A 13,513-nucleotide genomic window follows, 5' to 3' on the forward strand; every position below is an offset into this window, starting at 1 on the left:
GCGGTGGGCGGCGACGCACGGTGGGCGGTGGCAAACGGCAGCGGCGGACAAGGGCACGATACGGCAGATACCGGACGCATCGGCCTCCTCGCCCGCATCGACGGCCGGCCGAGCGCTCCCTGATACCCGGCGGATACAAACCCGCCGACGAACCCCCCGCCGCACCCGCCACCGGTCACCCCTTGACCGACCCGGCGGTCAGGCCCTGGGCCAGGTAGCGCTGGAGGAACTGGTAGACGACGATCACCGGCAGCGAGGTCACCAGCGCCCCGGCCGCGAACAGCCCGTAGTTCTGGTCCTGTTGGCCGGAGATGATCCCGTAGAGGCCGACCGCGACGGTCTTGGAGTCGTTCGAGGTCAGGAAGATGTTCGCCAGGATCACGTCGTTGAGCGCGGCGGTCAGCGACAGGATCGAGATCACCACCAGCATCGGCGCGGCGAGCGGCAGGATCAGCCGGAAGAAGATCTGCGCGTGCCCGGCGCCGTCCACCTTGGCGGCCTCGTCGATCTCGCGCGGGATGGTGTCCAGGTAGCCCTTCATCAGCCAGGTGTTCACTCCCATCGCGCCGCCGAGGTAGACCAGCACCAGGCCCCACGGGGTGTCCAGGCCGATCGCCGGCAGGACGTCCCCGATCTTGGCGAACATCAGGTAGAGCGAGATCACCGCGAGGAACTGCGGGAACATCTGCACCAGGAAGACCGCCATCAGCCCGATCCGCCGGCCCCGGAAGCGGAACCGCGAGAAGGCGTACGCGGCCAGCACCCCGAGCAGCACGTTCAGCACCGCGAAGGTGCCGCAGACCAGCGCCGTGTTCCCCAGCCACCGGGCGAAGGGGTACTGCCCGCTGGTGAACAGCGCGGTGAAGTTGGCGAGCGAGGCGTGCCGGGGCAGCAGCGTGGACGACTGGAGCGTGCCGAGCGGGTTCAGCGCCGCGGACAGCACGAACAGCAGCGGGAACAGCGCGAAGCAGACGGCGAGCACGGCGATCAGGTGCCGCCAGCCGAAGCGGCGCAGCCAGCGGGCGGCAGTGGAGACGGCAGGGGCAGGGGCAGGGGTGGCGGTCATGCGTTCAGCTCCTCCAGGGCGCGGGTGCGGCGGAAGCCCACCAGCGTGATCAGCCCGACCAGCAGGAAGATGACGATGGACAGCGCGGCGGCGAAGCCGTACTGCGCGCCCTGCCCGCCGAAGGCCAGCCGGTAGGTGTAGCTGATCAGGATGTCGGTGGATCCGGCCGTGCCGCCCGCGCCGTCGAACGGCCCGCCGCCGGTGAGCAGTTGGATCGCGTTGAAGTTGTTGAAGTTGAAGGCGAAGGACGAGATCAGCACCGGCGCGGCGGCGACCAGCAGCAGCGGGAAGGTGACCGCCCGGAACGCCGTCCACGGCCCGGCGCCGTCGATCCGGGCGGCCTCGTTGAGTTCGACGGGCATCGCCTGCAGCACGCCCGTACAGATCAGCAGCATGTTGGGGAACCCGAGCCAGAGGCTGGTGAGCACCACCGCGAACCGGGCGTTCCAGGCGTCGCCCAGCCAGTCGACCCTGGCGTGCAGCAGTTGGTTGAGCAGCCCGAAGTCCCGGTTGTACATGCTCTGCCAGATCAGGATGCCGATGAACGCGGGCATCGCGTACGGCAGCAGCATCAGCGAGCGGTAGACCCGCTGCCCGCGCAGCCGCGGGTGGTGCAGGGTGAGCGCCAGGCCGAGGCCGAGGGCGAAGGACGCGCCGGTGGAGAGCAGGGCGAAGCCGAAGGTCCAGGCGAGGACGCCGAGGAAGGGCCCGCGGATGGCGGGGCTGGTGAGCACGGCGGTGAAGTTGGCGAAGCCGACGGTGCGGTGCCAGCCGGTGGGCAGGGTCCGCCCGGAGCCGTCGGCGGCGGTGAACCGGCCGTCCCGGGGTTGGTAGACGGTGTGGTCGCGGGTGTCGGTCAGGGTGTCGGCCTGCCGGTCGTACACCAGGGTGGGCCGTGCCGCGGTGGCCATCGAGAGGCCCTGGCTGACGATGAACCCGCCGTCCACCGGCACCCGGAGGTCCGTCAGCTCGCCGGACCGGCCGTTGACCTGGCCGAAGGTGAGCAGCTTCAGCCCGGGCGCGGCCTTCACCCGGCCGTCCGGCCCGGTCACCGTCCCGGCGGGGGCGGGGGCCAGGCCGCGCGCGGTGCCGACCGAGACCTGCCCGGTGTCCGGGTCGGTGAGCAGCAGCACCAGCGGGCCGCCGTCCGGGCCGGTGGCGATGGTGAGCGCGTACGAGGGGCTGCCGGGGGCGGGCTCGACGGAGTGCTCGACGAGGCTGCGCACCGCCTGGTCCTTGGTGAGCAGGTGGCCGTCGCCGTAGTCGGTGAAGGAGACCGCGACGATGTACAGCACGGGGTAGGCCACGAAGGCCAGGAAGAGCGCGGTGGCGGGCAGCAGGTACTTGGCGGGCAGCCGGCGCGGCGACAGGTAGATCCAGAACGTCGCGCCGACGGCCGCGGCCAGTACGCCGAGCGCGGCCCACTGCCCGTCGTCGTACAGCCTGGGCGCCGCGTAGAGGGCGAGGGCGGCGACGCCGGCCAGCAGGGCGATCTTCACCAGCTGCGCGGTGGCGGCGCCCGCCCGGCGGGGCGGGCGGGCGGGAGGGCGGTCCGGGGCGCCGGCGGATCGGTCGGCCGGGCGCCTGCTGTCCTGAAGGGTGGGGGATGTCATGGGTGGTCCCTGGTCCGGAGGGCGCCCGGCGGTGGTGGCCGTCCGGGTGTCGGCGCGCGTGCCGGGGGGCTCGGCACGCGAGGGCCCGGCGGGCGGGCCCGACGGGTGTTCAGTGCGCGGAGCCGAGGGCGGTGCGGATCGCGTCGCCGGCCTGCCGCATGGTCGCGGCCGGGTCGGCACCGGCCACGATGCTGGCCTCGGCCTGGCCGAGCGGCCCCCAGATCGCGTTCATCGCGGGGATCGTCGGCAGCGGCTGGCCGCCCGCCCCGGCCGCCGCGAGGGAGCCGATGTCCGGGTCGTTCGCGGACGCCTCGGCGAGTGCGGAGGTCAGCGCGGGCGGCTCCGGCGAGGCCTGGTAGAGCGCCAGCTGGCCCTCCTCGGCGCCGATCTCGCGCAGCAGGAACTCCTGGGCCAGCGGCAGGTTCCTGGCCTTGGCGGAGAGGTAGAAGCTCTGCACCCCGATGAACGGGCGGGCCGGGCCCTTGCCCGCCCACCCGGGCACGGCCGAGATCGCGTAGGGCACCCCGGCCTGCTTGAGCTGGCCGAGCGCCCACGGTCCGGCCACCAGGAACGGCGTCCTGCGCCCGGTGAACAGCGCGATGGCGTTGGTGTCCACCGAGCGGTTGAACAGCCCGGCGCCCTTCTCGCCGTACTGCTTGAACAGCTCGCCGGCGGCGATCGAGCCCGGGCCGCCGACGCCGAGGTCGGCGGTGTCGTAGCCGCCGTCCGCCTTGGCGCCGAACAGGTAGCCGCCGGCCGAGGTGAACAGCGGCTGCAGGGCGTACGCGTTGCCCTGCTGTCCGATCGGCAGGGCGAGCGGGACGTCGCTCTTCCCGGCCTTGACGGCGTCCTGCCCGGTGGCGGCCAGGTCCTCGAAGGTGCCGGGGGCGTCCGGCGCGAGCTCGGTGTTGCGGAACAGCACCAGGTTCTCGGTCGCGTACGGCAGCCCGTACGGCCGGCCGTCGTAGCTGACGGCCTCCATCGCGGCGGGCTGGAACTGGGCCTTCTGCGCCTGCGTCAGCGGCACGGGCGCGACGACGCCGTTCTGCACCAGGTTGCCCAGCCAGTCGGAGGCGCCGACCACCAGGTCCGGTCCCTTGCCCGCGTTGGTGGCCGAGACGTAGGCCTGCTGGGTGTTGACGGACTGCGGGGCGACGGTGACCTTGACCCCGTGCTCCTTGGCGAACCGGTCGGCGAGCGGCTGCAGGGCGGCGGCCTGCTGGGTCTGCGCCCAGATCACCAGGTCGCCCTCCGGGCCGGCGATCGGCGGGGCGGTCATCGAGTCCCCCGCCGGCGACCCGCTCCCGGACGGGGCGCCGACGGGCGAGGTGCCGGCGGGCGAGGTGCCGCCGCAGGCCGTGACCAGCAGGGCGAGGACGCCGAGGGCGGCGTGTCTGCGGTAACGCATCGTCCGAGACTCCTTCGTCTGGGCTGGGAGGGATGGGAGGGACCGGAGCCCCCGGAAGGGCCGGGGCCCCGAGGAGGGGCGGCGGGTCAGATGCCGTCCACCGGCCGGTGCCAGCGGTCGACGGTGAGGTCGAGGCGGGTGTCGCGCTCGACCGTCAGCGGGTGCATCACCCGCAGGCCGTCCTCGTCGACGGCGTCCAGGCCCCACCCGCGCGAGATGCCGCCGTCGAAGCCGGTGCCGCGCGGGACGGCGATCCGGCCGCGGAAGCGCCCGGGGCCGTCGGGGCGGCAGGGCAGCGGGCCGAACATCACCGGCGCGTCGTCGGGGGTGCCGTCCGGGACGGTGACGACCACCTCCAGGACGGGCCGCGCGGGCAGTTCGGGCGCCACCTCGATCTCGGAGTGCGCGGCCAGCCCGTGCGCCCGGACGGTCAGCGCGGTGCGCCCGGTGGCCAGCGGGCGCAGCAGCCCGTGCGGCGAGACGGCCGCGACCTCGGGCCGCTCCACCCGGTATTCGGCCTCCAGGGCGGTGTACCGCACGCCGTCGGCCCGGACGGCGACCGGGTTGACGGCGCTCCAGGTCTCGCCGGGGGCGAGCCGCAGCCGCTCGGCGGCGCTGAGCGAGACGACCGGCGAGGGGTCGCCGAAGAGGTGCAGCAGCGCGTGCCGGGAACGGGGTCGCCAGGCGTCCTCGTGGTGCGGCGCGGCCGGGTCCTCGTAGTAGAGGAGGTCCGCGCCGGAGGTGTAGCCGGCCTCGTCGAGCAGTTGGACGGCCAGCTCGCGGGCGGGCCTGGCCATGATCAGGCCCTCCCGGCCGCCGATGTCCAGCCAGAGCCGGCGCGGGCCGCGTCGCCGGTAGCGCTCGTGGACCACCTTCTCGCCGAGGTCGGCCGGGTCGACGTGGGTGAGGAACGGCGAGAGGACGGCGGCCAGGCCGAAGACCTCGGGGCGGCGGAAGGCCATGTGGTAGGCGACCAGGCCGCCCATCGAGGAGCCCATCACCGCGGTGTGCTCGGGCCCGGTCCTGGTCCGGTAGCGGGCGTCGACGAACGGCTTGACCTCGTCGGCGAGGAACGCCTCGTAGCGGTGCCCCTTGAGCGGGGTGCCGGGCGTGCGCCAGTACTCGGCGACGTGCGAGTACTCGGTGCCGCGCTCGACGCCGGCGTTGGGCACGCCGACCGCGATCAGCTCGGGGATCAGGCCCTCGGCGTACAGCTGCTCCAGCGTCCGGTCCAGCGCCCAGGTGGGTCGCTGCCCCTGGTCGAAGACCTGCTGGCCGTCCTGGAGGTAGAGCACGGGGTAGTCGGCGCCCGGGTCGTCGTCGTAGCCGGGCGGCAGGTGGACGAGCAACTCGCGCTCGTTGCCGAGCAGTTCGGAGCGGAAGCCGGGGATGCGCTCGATCCGGCCGCGGCGCACGCCGGCCCCGGCAGTCCCCGTGGTGCGCACGGCGCTCATCGGGCCACCGACCAGACGTGCACGGCCGGGCCCCCGGCGGGCAGGTCGCGGCCGGGGACGAGCTGGGGCCCGCCGAGCAGGTGGGTGGCGTGCCACTCGCCGGCCACCGGCGGGTGGTCGGCCCGGCTGATCTGCACCAGGATCCGCTCCCGCTCGTCCTCGCGCTCGAACAGCAGGACGTCGCGCTCGGCGAGCAGCCAGCGCAGCCCGCCGCCGCTGAGCGCGCTGTGGCTGCGGCGCAGCCGGATCAGCTCGCGGTAGGTGCGGTAGGTGTGCTGGTCCCAGGCGGATTCGTCCCAGGGGAACGGCTTGCGGCCCTCCTCCAGGCCCTCGCCCTCGACGCCGACCTCGTCGCCGGAGAACACCATCGGGGTGCCGGGCAGGGTGAACAGCAGCGCCGCGCCCAGCAGTTGGCGCTCGGGGCCGGCGAAGCTGCGGAACCTGGCGGTGTCGTGCGAGTCCAGCAGAGTGAGGTTGTGCACCCGGCTGCGCCAGGGCAGGGCGGCGCCGAACGCCGTCATCACGGCCCGCACCTGGGCGCCGCCGTAGTCGGGGATCGGCCCGGGCACCGCCCAGAAGTCCTTCTGGTCGTGCCGCTCGGCGAGCCAGGACCACACCGGGCGGGTGAAGCCCGCGTAGCTCATGGTGCCCTGCCAGCCGTCGCCCTTGAGGGTGAGCGAGGCGTCGTGCTGGTGCTCGGCGAGCAGGACGGCGTCGGGGTTGGCGGCCCGGACGGTGGCCGCGGTGGTGGTGGCGACCCGCTGGTTGAGCTCCACCTCGCCGCGCCGGCCGGCCATCTGTGCCACGTCGACCCGCCAGCCGTCCAGGTGGAACGGCGCCTTGAGGTACTTGGCGATCACCGAGTCGGGGCCCTCGTAGAGGCGGCGGCGCAGTTCGGGCGAGCGGTGGTCGAAGGTCGGCAGGGTGCGCACGCCGAGGAAGGTGGCGTAGTCGTCCGGGCCGCCTTCGCCGAAGAAGTAGAAGCCGGCCTCGGGGCTGTGCGGGTCCTGCTGCGCGGCGCGGAACCAGTCGTGGTCGCTGCCGGAGTGGTTGAGCGTGATGTCGCCGATGACCTTGATGCCGCGCCGGTGGGCCTCGGCGGTGAGCGCGATGAGCGCCTCGTCGCCGCCGAGCGCGGGGTCGACGCGGTCGAAGGAGACGGCGTCGTAGCGGTGGTTGGAGCGGCCCTCGAAGAAGGGGGTGAGGTAGATGACGGTGGCGCCGAGGCGCTGGATGTGGTCGATCCTGCGGACCACGCCCCAGAGGTCGCCGCCGTACATCTGCTGGAGGGCGGCGGCGTCGCCGGTGTGCAGCGGGGTGTCCCAGTCGGCGGGGCGGGCCCAGGCGGCGAGCGGTGCGTCGCCGGCGCGGGCGTAGCGGTCCGGGAAGATCTGGTAGACCACGGCGTCGGCGGTCCAGGCGGGCGGGGCCGGGTGGGTGGTGAGGCGGAAGTCGGTGGCGTCGGGCAGGTCGTGGTCGTGCAGGCCGGCGGCGGTGAGCCAGCGCCCGCCGTCGGGGGTGTGCAGCCAGAACCGGTAGTTCATCTCCGGGTTGACCATCGCCAGGCGGGCCCGCCACCAGGTCGCGTCAGCGTCGGCGCGTTCGGGCACCGGTACGGCGGCCTCGAAGTGCGGCTCGCCGTCGGGGACGGAGCGCAGGAAGACCCGCTCCACCTCCTGTCCGGCCGGGATCCGGACCAGCAGGTCGACCTGCTGCCCGAGCCGGGGCGCGAGGTCGCCGACGTACCGCGCGGAGCCGTCGTGGTGCGGCTGGTGGCGGGCGGCGAGGCGGTGGCTGCTGGCCGTGTCCATGGAGCTCCTCGGTCGGGTGAACAGACTGATGGAAGGCGGCGTTCCGCTTACCGGGGCCGACGAGGGAACCGTAACGGCGATGAAACTGTTGCGCAATACGTTGCTAAGATTGTTTCACCAGCCTCGCTGGCCCACGGCCGGGGATTTGTAAGATGCAGGCTCGACCAGGTCGGGAGGACCAATTGAGCGGCCCGTCACTACGGGACATCGCCGCCCGGGCAGGCGTCAGCGCCGCCTCGGTGAGCAGGGTGATCAACGACCGGCCGGGCGTCTCCGACGACACCCGCCTCAAGGTCGCCGAGGCCATGCGCGAACTCGGCTGGCAGCCCGACCAGGGCTACGACCCGCACCAGGGCGCGCTGATCGGCATCGTCGTCCCCGAGCTCGACAACCCGGTCTTCCCGCTGCTCGCCTCCGCGATCGAGGTGCAGCTCGCCAAGCACGGCCTGACCGCCGTGGTCGGCACCTCCACCCGGCAGGGCACCGCCGAGCTGGGCTACATCGACGTCCTGCTCCGCAAGGGCGTGTCCGGACTGGTCCTGGTCTCCGGCCGGCACGCCAACCCGCACGCCGACCACGGCTTCTACCGGCTGCTGCACGAGCGCGGCATCCCGATGGTGCTGGTCAGCGGCAAGGTCGAGGGCCTGGCCGTGCCCACGGTCGCCACCGACGAGGCGATCGGCGCCCGGATCGCCGTCGCCCACCTGCGCGAACTCGGCCACCGCCGGATCGGCCTGGCCGGCGGCCAGGGCTACCTGCGCCCCTCCCTCAACCGGCTGGACGGCTACCGGCGGGCGATGCGCGAGCTGCTCGGCGAGGACGCCCCCGCCGACTGGTACGCCGAGTCCTCCTACTCGATCGCCGGCGGCGCCGCGGCCGCCCGCCAACTGCTCGACGCGGGCGTCACCGCGGTCATCGCCGGCAGCGACCTGATGGCCCTCGGCGTCGCCCAGGCCGCCCGCGAGGCGGGCCGCTCGGTGCCCGGCGACCTCTCCGTGGTCGGCTACGACGACTGCTACCTGGCCGCCCACAGCAACCCGCCGCTGACCACCGTGCGCCAGCCGATCCAGGAGATGGGCGCGGCGGTCGCCGAGGCCCTGTGGCGCCAGCTGGAGGGACACGGCGGGCGGGCCCGGGACTACCTGTTCACGCCGGAGCTGGTCGCCCGCGAGTCCACCGGCCGGGCACCCGGCTGACGGGACGCGACCGGCAGGGCGCGACCGGCGGCGTCAGGAGCGGGAGCGTCACGTGCGGGAACGCCGAGGGCCGGGACGCCCGTCGCGCCCCGGCCCTCGGCGGTTCGTCAGTCGTTCGCCACGGTCGCGTACCGCGGGGTGCCCTCGGCCATCTGCTTCAGCGCGTCCTTGCGGTCCCGCTTCGACAGCTTGTCGATGTAGAGGGTGCCGAACAGGTGGTCGGTCTCGTGCTGCAGGCAGCGGGCGAAGAAGCCGGTGCCCTCGACCCGGATCGGCCGCCCGTCCTTGTCCACGCCGGTCACCGCCGCGTACTCCGGGCGGGGCAGCTCGGCGTACGCGCCCGGCACCGACAGGCAGCCCTCGTTGCTGTCGTCCAGCACCCGCCGGCGGTCCGCCGGGTACTCCTCCAGCTTCGGGTTGATCACGTGGCCGACGTGGCGCACGCCCTCGTCGTCCGGGCAGTCGTAGACGAAGACCTTCAGGTCCACGCCGATCTGATTGGCCGCCAGGCCCACGCCCTCGGCCGCGTACATCGACTGGAACATGTCGTCGATCAACGCGGACAGCTCACCGTCGAACGCGGTGACGTCCTTGACCTCGCGGTGCAGGACCGGGTTGCCCACCACGGTGATCGGGCGCGCGGTGCCCTTGGAGAGGTCCGGCTGCTCGCCGACCACCTTCAGCGGGGCCTCGTCGGCCGCCGACTCCTGGTCATGGTCGTGGTCGTGCTGGTGGTCCTGCTGCTCCGCCATCGCTGCTTATCCGCTTCCGCTTCCGAGAATGGTCCAGGTATTCGGCTCTCGCCGGGTACACCGCTCAAGGGTAAGCGGCGCGCTCAACAGACTTCTTCCAGATCGCGGTACGCCCGCGTGCCGGGCGAGGACGCGGCCCAGCGGTCCAGCAGCGAGCGGACCAGCAGGGCGGGCGCGGCGATCCCGCACTCGCGCTCCACCAGCCAGGACATTCCGGCCTCCCCGCCCTGGCTGAGATGGCTGAGGTGTCCGGGGTGCGCGGCGTCGCCGTCGTCGTGCGGGTCGTGGTGGGCGGTGTTCCCGTCGTCCGCGGCCATCCGGCTCTCCGAACAGGCCCGGCAGAGCAGCCGCACCGAGGACGTCCAGTCCTCCGCCGCGTAGCCGGCGTCCGCGACCACCCGCTCCAGCGCGTCCCGGTCCCCCGCCGTGGCGGCCTGGAGCAGCACCACGTAGGTCGGCACCGGGGACGGCGCCCACAGCTCGATCTCGTCGAACACCGGGTAGGCGACCCCGTCCGTGACCCGCTCACCGTGCGGGGCGCCGTCGTGCAGCACCACCTCGCCCCAGCGGCGGCCGGAGGACGGCAGCGGGATGGACAGCACCTCGATCCGGGCCGGGTCCAGCCGGCGGCCCCACACCACCTCGGACTCGCCGTCCGGGGAGAGCCGCACCGGGGTGGTGCCGAGGTCCAGGCTGACCGGGCCGTCCTGCTGCCCGCCCGGGCCGCCGGGCAGCTTCAGCCCGTACGCCTGCCAGGCGCGGCGGGCCAGCGGCCAGTCCTGCAAGGCGGTCGCGGTGATGCCGAGGTTCCACCAGTCGGGGGCGCCGTGCTCGCGGTCCAGCAGGGCGACGGCCCGCAGCCCGGCCGAGCGGGCCTGCTCCCAGTCCCGGCGGAACTTGTGCAGCAGGGCGAGGTTGAACCAGGAGTCGGACAGCCAGGGCTCCAGGTCGGCGGCCATCACCAGCAGCGCGCCGGCGTCCTCGTAGCGGCCGTCGCCGATCAGCGTGAAGGCCCGGTCGGTCGTCTGCCGCCAGGTGGCGGACGGCCGGTGCCGTGCCCGGTGGAAGATCCTCACGTTCGTCCCTGCCGTCGTCGTCCGCTCAAGTCCCGTACCGCCGCGTCCGGATCCACTTCCGCGGGGGTCCGGGGCACGGTGCCCCGGGTCGGTGTTCCACGCTACGACCGCATCCAACCACGCCCGCCCCCGCCCGCGCTCCCCACCGCCGAGGTTGGGGCCGCCCCTACCCAGCCTGCCCGCCCGGCCGCCCCGCCTCAACCCCGACGGAGGCCCGCCGGTCCGCGGCGCTCCACCGGAGCCCGGGTCAGCCGCCGAACTCAGGCCCGCGCCCGAGCCCGCCCGAGCCCGGGCCTGATCCACCGGGCAGGGCCTAGCCGCCCACCCGGGCCAGCGCGTCCACCACCCGGGCGTCGTACACCCGGCCGCGCCCCAGCCGCAGCACCTCCAGCGCCTCCAGCCGGCCCACCGCCTCGCCGACCCCGCGGCCGCGGGCCGCCGTCAGCAGGTCGTCGTGGGCGTTGGCCACCCGGATGATCCGGGCCGCCAGCGGCACCGCGCCGTCCCCGCCGGCCGTGCCGAGCACCGGATCGGCCAGCCGGGCGACCTGCTCGGCGACCTGCCGGGGCACCCCGGTGCGGCGGATCACCTCGCTGCCCAGCCGGGCGATCCGCTGCTGCTCGGCGCAGGGCAGCAGCGCGGTCGCGCCGTCCGGCACCGGCTCGACCAGCGACAGCTGGCCCACGTCGTGCATCAGCGCCGCGTACTCCAGCAGGGCGAGTTCCCGGGTGCCCAGCCCCAGCTCGCGCCCCAGCGCGCACGCCGTGTCCGCGACCCGGCGGGCGTGCCCGTGCGGGGTGTAGCCGGCCACCTCGGTGGCCCGGGCCAGGCTGGCGATGGTCTGCCCGGTGGTGGCCCGCACGGCCGCGGCCCGCCGGAAGGACACCTGGGCGAGCAGCAGCGGGGTGCAGAACAGCGGCAGCGCCCACAGTCCGACCTCGCCGGCCGCCAGGCTGACCAGCATCCCGGTGGCGACGATCGCCGAGCCGATCCCGAACAGCGAGCGCAGCTCGTCCTCCAGCGCCGCCGGGAACCGCAGCCCGCCCTCCAGACCCGCCGCCGACCGGCGCAGCAGCGCCGCCAGGGTCGCGTCGCAGAGCGCGGCCAGCGCGGCGACGGCGGTCAGGAACGCCCCGTACGCCGGGCCCTCGGGCGAGAAGCGGTCGACCAGTCCGCCGTTGTAGAGCGGCTGGAAGACGGCGGCCGCGAAGCCGACCCCGAGCAGCCGGCGGGCGGCGCTGTCCCGCCGGGCCGGGTCGGCCCAGGGCGGGCGCCGGTGCGGGCGGCCGGGGCGGGCCCGCTGGATCAGGCCCGGCCGGCCCCGGCCCGGGCGGCACGCCCTGAGCCGGGGCAACGCGAGGCCGGGCAGCCAGGACAGCAGCAGGCCGACGCCGGTCACCGCGACGACCTGGAGCATCCCGGGCGCGGTGGGCACCCCGCGCAGCGGCCCGAGCAGGGCGTACGCCAGCGCGCCGGCCGCGCCGATCGGTGCCTGCTCGCGGTCGCCCGGAAGAGTGATCCGGACGCACTCGCCGAGCGCGATCAGCGCCGTGAACGCCAGCGCGACCCGCGCCCCGGCCACCCCGCGCAGCGCGACCGCGCCCACCGCGAACACCAGCAGCGCGGCCGCCGCCGCGTGCACCACGCGGGCCTCCCGGCCGGCCGCGGTCACGGCTGCCCGGCCGTGGGGACGCTCCCGCCCTGCGCGGGCACCCGGCCCGGCGCCGCCCGGGCCGGCTCGGGCACTCCGAGCGGAATGTCGGGGACGGCCCGGATGCCGTCCCCGGGCGGCGGCAGCACCGGCTGCCAGTCGTGCCCGGCCAGCGCGTCGATCAACGCCCGGACCATCACCGGGTCGAACTGGCTGCCCGAGCAGCGCTCCAGCTCCGCCACGGCCTCGGTGACCGGGCGGCCGCGCCGGTAGGAGCGGGTGGAGGTCATCGAGTCGAAGGCGTCGGCGACGGAGATGATCCGGGCGAACTCGGGGATCTGCTCGCCGACCAGCCCGCTCGGGTAACCCCGGCCGTCCATCCGCTCGTGGTGGTGCAGGATCCCGGCGTGCGCCTCGCCGAGGAAGGCGATCCCGCGCACCAGCTCGTACCCGTACACGGGGTGGACCTCGACGGCCCGCCGCTCCGCCTCGCTGAGGGGACCGTTTCTGCGCAGCAACTCGGTGGCCACGCCCAGCTTGCCGACGTCGTGCAGGATCCCCGCGAAGCGCAGGGTGCGCAGCCGCTCGGCCTCCATGCCGAGCTGACCGGCGATCAGCACCGAGGCCCGGCCGACCCGTTCGCTGTGCCCGCGGGTGTACGAGTCCTTGATCTCCACGGCCTGCACCAGCGACTGCACGGTGGCCTGGTGGGCGTCCCGCTCGCGCTGCCCCTGGGCGAACACCCAGGCCGAGATCGACAGCGGCAGCAGCGCCAGCAGCGCCGCGAACGCCCCGTACGGGCCCTGCCAGAGCACGGCCACCATCAGGCCGCCGGCCGCGTGCACCAGCACCGGCAGCCCGCACACCGCGACCGCCCCGCGCAGCAGCACGACGGGCCGGCGGTCCTCCGCGAGCATCAGCATCGCGCCCACCAGCACCCCGTTGACCAGGCAGAACGTGACGACGGCGGCGAAGCCGGGCAGCAGCGCGGCCGGGAAGCGGGAGCCGAGCAGCAGTTGCGGCCCGTGCAGCAGGTGGAAGGCGGCCGCGGAGGCGAAGGCGCACAGCGCGAGCTGGGAGCCGTTCCACAGCTGGCGGGTCCGGCAGCCGCGCCCGGCCGGGCCACCGAGCACCGCGGTGGGCACCGCGACCAGCGCGGCGGCGGCCGGCGGCAGCATCAGCACGCCGGCGAACAGCACCGGGAAGAAGGCGTTGACCCCGGGGCGGGAGAGCGCCCGCTCGGGCGGCGGCGGGCGGCGCAGCAGCCGGCGGACCAGTCGCAGGCAGGGTGTCGGCAGGCCCTGGGCCAGTGACTCCCAGCAGCCGTGCAGGAAGGCCAGCAGCCCGACCTTGGGCCAGTCCACCGGGGCGCCGAGCCAGCGCGGGACCCCGGGCGGCACGCCGGTCGGCAGCAGCGGCAGCAGGCAGCACAGCGCCGCCACCGGGACGGCCACCAGGTAGCGCATCGCCCCCTCCGGCAGGGCCG

General features: G+C 74.7%; 10 protein-coding genes. 1 reads left to right on the forward strand and 9 read right to left on the reverse strand.

Translation table 11 applies throughout. The features are described 5' to 3' along the window. Positions 1 to 175: 175 nt before the first annotated feature. The 5 genes from AB0O19_RS13085 to AB0O19_RS13105 all read right to left on the reverse strand — a co-directional run bounded on the left by AB0O19_RS13085 (position 176) and on the right by AB0O19_RS13105 (position 7,352). Positions 176 to 1,066, reverse strand: coding sequence for a sugar ABC transporter permease (locus AB0O19_RS13085; protein ID WP_363619354.1), 891 nt, complete (start codon positions 1,064 to 1,066; stop codon positions 176 to 178). After that, entirely contained in the window at positions 1,063 to 2,679 is a 1,617-nt protein-coding gene (locus tag AB0O19_RS13090) for an ABC transporter permease subunit (RefSeq protein ID WP_363619355.1), read from the reverse strand. The genes AB0O19_RS13085 and AB0O19_RS13090 overlap by 4 nt, the downstream gene beginning before the upstream one ends. Positions 2,680 to 2,788: 109 nt before the next feature. Next, positions 2,789 to 4,087, reverse strand: a complete 1,299-nt coding sequence (locus AB0O19_RS13095; RefSeq protein ID WP_363619356.1) for an extracellular solute-binding protein — start codon at positions 4,085 to 4,087, stop codon at positions 2,789 to 2,791. An 86-nt stretch (positions 4,088 to 4,173) separates the two neighbouring features. After that, positions 4,174 to 5,541, reverse strand: a complete 1,368-nt coding sequence (locus AB0O19_RS13100) for an alpha/beta hydrolase-fold protein (RefSeq protein WP_363619357.1) — start codon at positions 5,539 to 5,541, stop codon at positions 4,174 to 4,176. Further along, a complete protein-coding gene (locus AB0O19_RS13105; protein ID WP_363619358.1) occupies positions 5,538 to 7,352 on the reverse strand; it encodes a glycoside hydrolase family 13 protein in 1,815 nt (604 codons plus the stop codon). Before AB0O19_RS13105 ends, AB0O19_RS13100 begins: the two co-directional genes overlap by 4 nt. A 182-nt stretch (positions 7,353 to 7,534) precedes the next feature. Between AB0O19_RS13105 and AB0O19_RS13110 the strand changes: the two genes are divergently transcribed. Beyond that, positions 7,535 to 8,548, forward strand: coding sequence for a LacI family DNA-binding transcriptional regulator (locus AB0O19_RS13110; RefSeq protein ID WP_363619359.1), 1,014 nt, complete (start codon positions 7,535 to 7,537; stop codon positions 8,546 to 8,548). 107 nt (positions 8,549 to 8,655) lie between these two features. Here AB0O19_RS13110 and def read toward each other — a convergent pair whose 3' ends face one another. The 4 genes from def to AB0O19_RS13130 form a co-directional block, all read right to left on the reverse strand. Then, positions 8,656 to 9,300 (reverse strand): peptide deformylase, encoded by a 645-nt coding sequence (gene def / locus AB0O19_RS13115; protein WP_363586974.1) that lies wholly within the window; start codon positions 9,298 to 9,300, stop codon positions 8,656 to 8,658. 83 nt (positions 9,301 to 9,383) lie between these two features. Then, positions 9,384 to 10,376, reverse strand: a complete 993-nt coding sequence (locus tag AB0O19_RS13120) for a hypothetical protein (RefSeq protein ID WP_363586975.1) — start codon at positions 10,374 to 10,376, stop codon at positions 9,384 to 9,386. A gap of 313 nt (positions 10,377 to 10,689) precedes the next feature. Beyond that, positions 10,690 to 12,021 carry an HD domain-containing protein gene (locus tag AB0O19_RS13125; RefSeq protein ID WP_363586976.1) on the reverse strand — a complete coding sequence of 444 codons (1,332 nt, stop codon included), beginning with the start codon at positions 12,019 to 12,021 and terminating at the stop codon, positions 10,690 to 10,692. A gap of 23 nt (positions 12,022 to 12,044) precedes the next feature. Next, entirely contained in the window at positions 12,045 to 13,493 is a 1,449-nt protein-coding gene (locus tag AB0O19_RS13130; RefSeq protein WP_363619360.1) for an HD-GYP domain-containing protein, read from the reverse strand. Positions 13,494 to 13,513 lie beyond the last annotated feature (20 nt).

This window comes from Kitasatospora sp. NPDC091276 (assembly GCF_040684355.1).
Lineage (GTDB): Bacteria > Actinomycetota > Actinomycetes > Streptomycetales > Streptomycetaceae > Kitasatospora.

What these genes read in the sequence shown, in the direction of transcription:
- AB0O19_RS13085 (WP_363619354.1), bottom strand. Translation starts at nt 1,066, where the DNA reads ATGACCGCCACCCCTGCCCCTGCCCCTGCCGTCTCCACTGCCGCCCGC.
- AB0O19_RS13090 (WP_363619355.1), bottom strand. Translation starts at nt 2,679, where the DNA reads ATGACATCCCCCACCCTTCAGGACAGCAGGCGCCCGGCCGACCGATCC.
- AB0O19_RS13095 (WP_363619356.1), bottom strand. Translation starts at nt 4,087, where the DNA reads ATGCGTTACCGCAGACACGCCGCCCTCGGCGTCCTCGCCCTGCTGGTC.
- AB0O19_RS13100 (WP_363619357.1), bottom strand. Translation starts at nt 5,541, where the DNA reads ATGAGCGCCGTGCGCACCACGGGGACTGCCGGGGCCGGCGTGCGCCGC.
- AB0O19_RS13105 (WP_363619358.1), bottom strand. Translation starts at nt 7,352, where the DNA reads ATGGACACGGCCAGCAGCCACCGCCTCGCCGCCCGCCACCAGCCGCAC.
- def (WP_363586974.1), bottom strand. Translation starts at nt 9,300, where the DNA reads ATGGCGGAGCAGCAGGACCACCAGCACGACCACGACCATGACCAGGAG.
- AB0O19_RS13130 (WP_363619360.1), bottom strand. Translation starts at nt 13,493, where the DNA reads ATGCGCTACCTGGTGGCCGTCCCGGTGGCGGCGCTGTGCTGCCTGCTG.